Annotated in this window: 5 protein-coding genes; 4 read left to right on the forward strand and 1 reads right to left on the reverse strand. The window is 73.5% G+C overall.

The window, feature by feature from the left end; translation table 11 throughout:
* The 4 genes from ABZ914_RS46590 to ABZ914_RS46605 form a co-directional block, all read left to right on the forward strand.
* The coding region (locus ABZ914_RS46590) for a substrate-binding domain-containing protein (protein WP_500201078.1) at positions 1-1,761 on the forward strand (1,761 nt) is incomplete at its 5' end.
* A 158-nt stretch (positions 1,762-1,919) separates the two neighbouring features.
* Entirely contained in the window at positions 1,920-3,071 is a 1,152-nt protein-coding gene (locus tag ABZ914_RS46595; RefSeq protein ID WP_433154306.1) for an acyl-CoA dehydrogenase family protein, read from the forward strand.
* A gap of 35 nt (positions 3,072-3,106) precedes the next feature.
* Positions 3,107-3,862 (forward strand): 3-oxoacyl-ACP reductase FabG, encoded by a 756-nt coding sequence (fabG, locus tag ABZ914_RS46600; protein ID WP_433251553.1) that lies wholly within the window; start codon positions 3,107-3,109, stop codon positions 3,860-3,862.
* 25 nt (positions 3,863-3,887) lie between these two features.
* Positions 3,888-4,505: a TetR/AcrR family transcriptional regulator gene (locus tag ABZ914_RS46605; protein WP_500201079.1), complete on the forward strand. Its 618-nt coding sequence runs from the start codon at positions 3,888-3,890 to the stop codon at positions 4,503-4,505.
* A 19-nt stretch (positions 4,506-4,524) separates the two neighbouring features.
* Here the strand turns inward: ABZ914_RS46605 and ABZ914_RS46610 are convergent.
* Positions 4,525-4,813: helical backbone metal receptor (locus ABZ914_RS46610; protein ID WP_500201080.1), on the reverse strand; the 289-nt coding region annotated here is incomplete at its 5' end.

The following is a 4,813-nucleotide window of genomic DNA, read 5'->3' on the forward strand; positions in this document are numbered from 1 at the left end:
CGGCGCCGCTCGGGCATCCTGCTCGGCCCGCTCGCGGCGGCCGTCGGGCTGGTCGTGCTGTCGGGGTTCGGGGTGTACGCGTTCGCCTCGTCCCGCGCCGGCTGCTCCGGCGGCGACGCGATGACGCTCTCGGTCGCGGCAGCGCCCGACGTCGAGCCCGCCGTGGTGAAGGCGGCCGGCCGGTTCAACGACGCCCGGCACGAGATCGGCGGCCGGTGCGCGCGGGTGCGGGTGCGGGCCGCGGACCCGGCGGCGGTCGCGACCCTGCTGTCCGGCAAGGGCTCGGCCGGGGTCACCGAGCGGCCGGACGTGTGGATCCCCGACTCGTCGCTGTGGATCGGGCTCGTGCAGGGGTCCGGACGGGCCGCGCAGCCGGTGCCGTTCACCGCGCTCGGCGGGATCGCGTCCAGCCCGATCGTGGTGGCGATGCCGAAGGCGCTCGCCGCGCAGCTGAGGGCCGCGGGCGTGCCGGCCCGGCCGTCCTGGCGCGACCTGCTGGAGGCGGCCGGGACGGCGGATGACTCCGGCGGGACGCCGGGCGCGGGGGCGGGAGCGGGAGCGGGCGGCGGCGCGATCCCCCCGCACCTGCTGCGGCTCCAGGTGCCCGACCCCGACCGCAGCGCGACCGGCATGGGCACGCTGATGCTGGCCGGGACGCTGATGGGCGGGTCGCCGGACGGCCAGGCGGTGTTCACCGGCGTGGTCCGGACGATCCGGGAGGGCGTCGCCGCGTCGGTGAACGCCGAGTTCACCGCGTTCCGCGGCGGTACGGAGCAGCCCTACCCGGTGGCCCTGGCCCCCGAGCGCGCCGTGTACGCCTACAACGCCGCGCATGCGGCGGAGCCGGCGGTGGCGGTGTACCCGTCGGAGGGCTCGGTGCTCCTCGACTACCCGGCCACCGCCCTCACCAAGGACACGGCGAAGGTGCTCGCGGGCCGGCTGCTCCAGAAGGCGCTCACGTCCAAGGCCGCGCGCGCCGACGTGCAGAAGCTCGGCCTCCGGACGCCGGACGGCGCCGCCCCGGCGTCGTTCACCGCGCGGACGGGGCTGGACCCGCAGGCCCCGCGCGCGCTGGCCGCGCCGTCCGCCTCGACCGTCGCGCAGACGATGCAGGCGTGGGCGCAGCTGTCGCTCAGCATCCGGATGCTCAGCATCATGGACATCTCCGGTTCGATGGCCGAGCCGGTCGCGCCGGGGGTGTCGCGGCTGCAGTCGACGATCCGCACCGCGCAGGGCGGGCTGTCGCTGCTGCCCGACGACAGCGAACTCGGCCAGTGGGAGTTCTCCACGGACCTGCCGGGCGGGCGGGACTGGCGCGAGCTGGTCGGCGTCGGCCCGCTCGGCGAGCGGCTCGGGTCGTCCACCCGCCGGCAGCGCGTGCTGAGCGCGTTCGCGCAGATGCGGGTGAAGAAGCACGGCGACACCGGCCTGTACGACACGGTCCTGGCGGCGTTCGACTACATGACGCGGACCTACAAGCCGGAGTTCGTGAACTCGATCCTGCTATGGACCGACGGCCGCGACGAGGACCCGGACGGGCCGACGCTGGACGAGACGCTCGCCGAGCTGCGCCGCGCCTACGACCCGGAGCGGCCCGTGCAGATCAACATGCTCGGGTACGGGCCGGACGTCGACGTCCGCGACCTGCGGCGGGTGGCGCACGCGACGCGCGGCGAGGTGTACGTGGCCGAGACGCCGGAGCAGATCCAGCGGATCTTCCTCAAGGCCGTGTCGCGGCGCGTCTGCGAGCCCACCTGCTGAGCCGGCCCGCTCCCCCGACGCGCCGAACGGAACGCTAGATTCCGCAATCCGCCCTGCCCGCGATCATGGGGCGTGCTCGCGCCTGCCCGGTGTTTGCTGCTAGAACGGGATTCGAGCTAAGTTAGCGTTCTGTTAGTTCGCAGCGAAAGGGGCCGAGCGTGCGCCGCACCCTGTTCAACGAGGACCACGAGGCGTTCCGGGAGACGATCCGGGACTTCATCCAGGCCGAGGTCGCTCCCGTCTACGAGGAGTGGGAGCAGGCCGGGCACCCGCCCCGCGACTTCTACAACAAGCTCGGCGAGCTGGGCGTGTTCGGCATCCAGGTGCCGGAGGAGTACGGCGGCGCGGGCGAGACCAGCTTCAAGTACCAGGCCGTGATCTCCGAGGAGTGCGCCCGCGCCGGGGTGAGCTTCGGCGGCTACGGCGTGCACGTCAACCTCGTCCTGCCGTACCTGCTGAAGTACGCCTCCGAGGAGCAGAAGAAGCGCTGGCTGCCGCCGTTCATCAGCGGCGACATGATGACGGCCATCGCGATGACCGAGCCGGGCACCGGCTCCGACCTCGCCGGCATGCAGACCACCGCCAAGCGCGACGGCGACCACTACATCCTGAACGGCGCCAAGACCTTCATCACCGGCGGCGTCCTCGCCGACCGGGTGCTGGTGGTGGCCCGCACGTCGCCCGCGACGCCGGAGAACCGCCGCGCCGGCCTGTCGATCCTGGTGGTGGACACCAAGAGCGAGGGCTACTCGGTCGGCCGCAAGCTGGAGAAGATCGGGCTGCGCAGCTCCGACACCGCCGAGCTGTCGTTCGTCGACGTGAAGGTGCCCGTCGAGGACCTGCTCGGCGAGGAGGGCGCGGGCTTCAGCTACCTGACCCACAACCTGGCCGAGGAGCGGCTCGGCATCGCCACCAGCTCCTACGCCTCCGCGGCCGCCGCCGTCGAGTTCGCCCGCAAGTACGTCCAGGAGCGCACGGTCTTCGGCAAGACCGTCTCCTCGTTCCAGAACACCAAGTTCGTCCTCGCCGAGTGCGCCACCGAGGTGGAGGCGGCCCGGTCGCTGGTGGACCGGTGCATCGAGGCCCTCGACGCCGGCGAGCTGACCCCGGCCGACGCCGCGGTCGCCAAGCTGTTCTGCACCGAGGTGCAGCAGCGCGTCGTGGACAAGTGCCTGCAGCTGCACGGCGGCTACGGCTACATCCTGGAGTACCCGATCGCGCGCCTGTACGCCGACGCCCGGGTCACCCGGATCTACGGCGGCACCAGCGAGGTGCTGAAGACCATCATCGCCAAGGACATCCAGGTCTGACACGTCCGGCTTCGACGGAGGGCAGGGAGAACGACATGACCGACACCAGGGTCGCCATCGTCACGGGGTCGGCGCGCGGCATCGGCGCGGCCACCGCGGTCCGGCTCGCCCGCGAGGGCTTCGCCGTCGCGGTCTGCGACCTCGACGAGGCCGCGTGCGCGGGCACCGTGGAGACCATCGAGAAGGCGGGCGGCAGGGCCCTCGCCGTCGGCGTGAACGTCGCCGACTCCGAGCAGGTCGCCGCCGCCGTCGCGCGGATCGCCGCCGAGCTCGGCCCGCCGGTGGTGCTGGTGAACAACGCCGGCATCACCCGCGACAACCTGCTGTTCAAGATGTCCGACGACGACTGGGACTCGGTCATGTCGGTGCACCTGCGCGGCTCGTTCCTGATGAGCCGCGCCGCGCAGGAGCACATGACCAAGGCCGGCTGGGGCCGGATCGTCAACCTGTCGTCGACGTCGGCGCTCGGCAACCGCGGGCAGGTGAACTACTCGGCGGCCAAGGCGGGCCTGCAGGGCTTCACCAAGACCCTGGCGATCGAGCTGGGCAAGTTCGGCGTGACCGCGAACGCGATCGCGCCCGGCTTCATCGAGACGGAGATGACCGCGGCGACCGCCGAGCGGGTCGGCGTCGGCTTCGAGGACTTCAAGAACGCCGCCGCCAAGGAGATCCCCGTCCGCCGCGTGGGCCGTCCCGAGGACATCGCGGGCGTCGTGGCGTTCCTGGTGAGCGAGGACGCCTCGTTCGTGTCCGGCCAGGTGATCTACGTGGCGGGCGGCCCCAAGGCGTGACCCGCCGAGCGTTCGGGAGGCCGCGGTGACCGGCCCGCGGGCGGGGCGCCGGGACGAGCGGACCCGCGACCGGGAGGCGACCGAGGAGTCGCTGCGGGCGGCGGCGATCGCGCTGCTGCGCCGCGGCGGCGTCCTCGCGGGCCTCAACCTGCGGCAGGTCGCCGACGAGGCCGGCGTCAACCGCGGGCTGGTCTACCAGTACTTCGGGTCGCGGCGGGCGCTGCTGCGCTCGGCGCTGTTCCACCGGTCCCGGCCCAACGCCGAGGACGCGGCGGGCGCCGCCGGGCTGCCGCTGCGCAAGCGGCTGTCGCGGCTGTTCTGGACGAGCCTGCGCCACCCGGAGCCGGTGCTGCTGGCGACGCTGCTGGTGCTCGACGGCGACGACCGGCCCCGGGTGCTGCTCAACCGCGGCGAGGGCCGCAAGGACCTCGCCGCGGAGGCCGCCCGGGGCGAGCTGCCGATCGACGACGTGGAGGCCGTGCAGGCGGCGATCGCGTCCACGATCTACGGGTACACGCTGCTGCGCGAGCACCTGGCGCGGGAGATCGACGTCCCGGCCGAGGAGCTGGACGGGCGGATGGCGCGCTGCGTGGAGGCGATGTTCACCCGGCGCCCGCCCGGCGCCGAGGAGCCTTCCGAGTAGGGCCCGTCAGCAGGTCCGGTCAGTAGCGCCGGGCGGCGCCGAGCTGCGCGCGCAGCGCGGCGGGCGCCCGCACCAGCGACGGGCCGTACCAGGTGAGGTGCCGCCCGCCGACCAGCGCGACGTCGATGCCGGGGAACGACTCGGGGCCGTCGTCCTCGGTGAAGCGGTACGGCTCGTCCGGCAGGACGACCAGGTCGGCGCCGGACGCGTTCAGCTCGTCCAGCGGGATCTTCGGGTACCGCTCGGGGTGGCCGGCGTAGACGTTGGCCACCCCGAGGCGGGACAGGACGTCGCCGGTGAAGGTGTCG

Origin of the sequence: Spirillospora sp. NPDC046719 (assembly GCF_040645715.1) — a bacterium.
Taxonomy (GTDB): Bacteria; Actinomycetota; Actinomycetes; order Streptosporangiales; family Streptosporangiaceae; genus Spirillospora.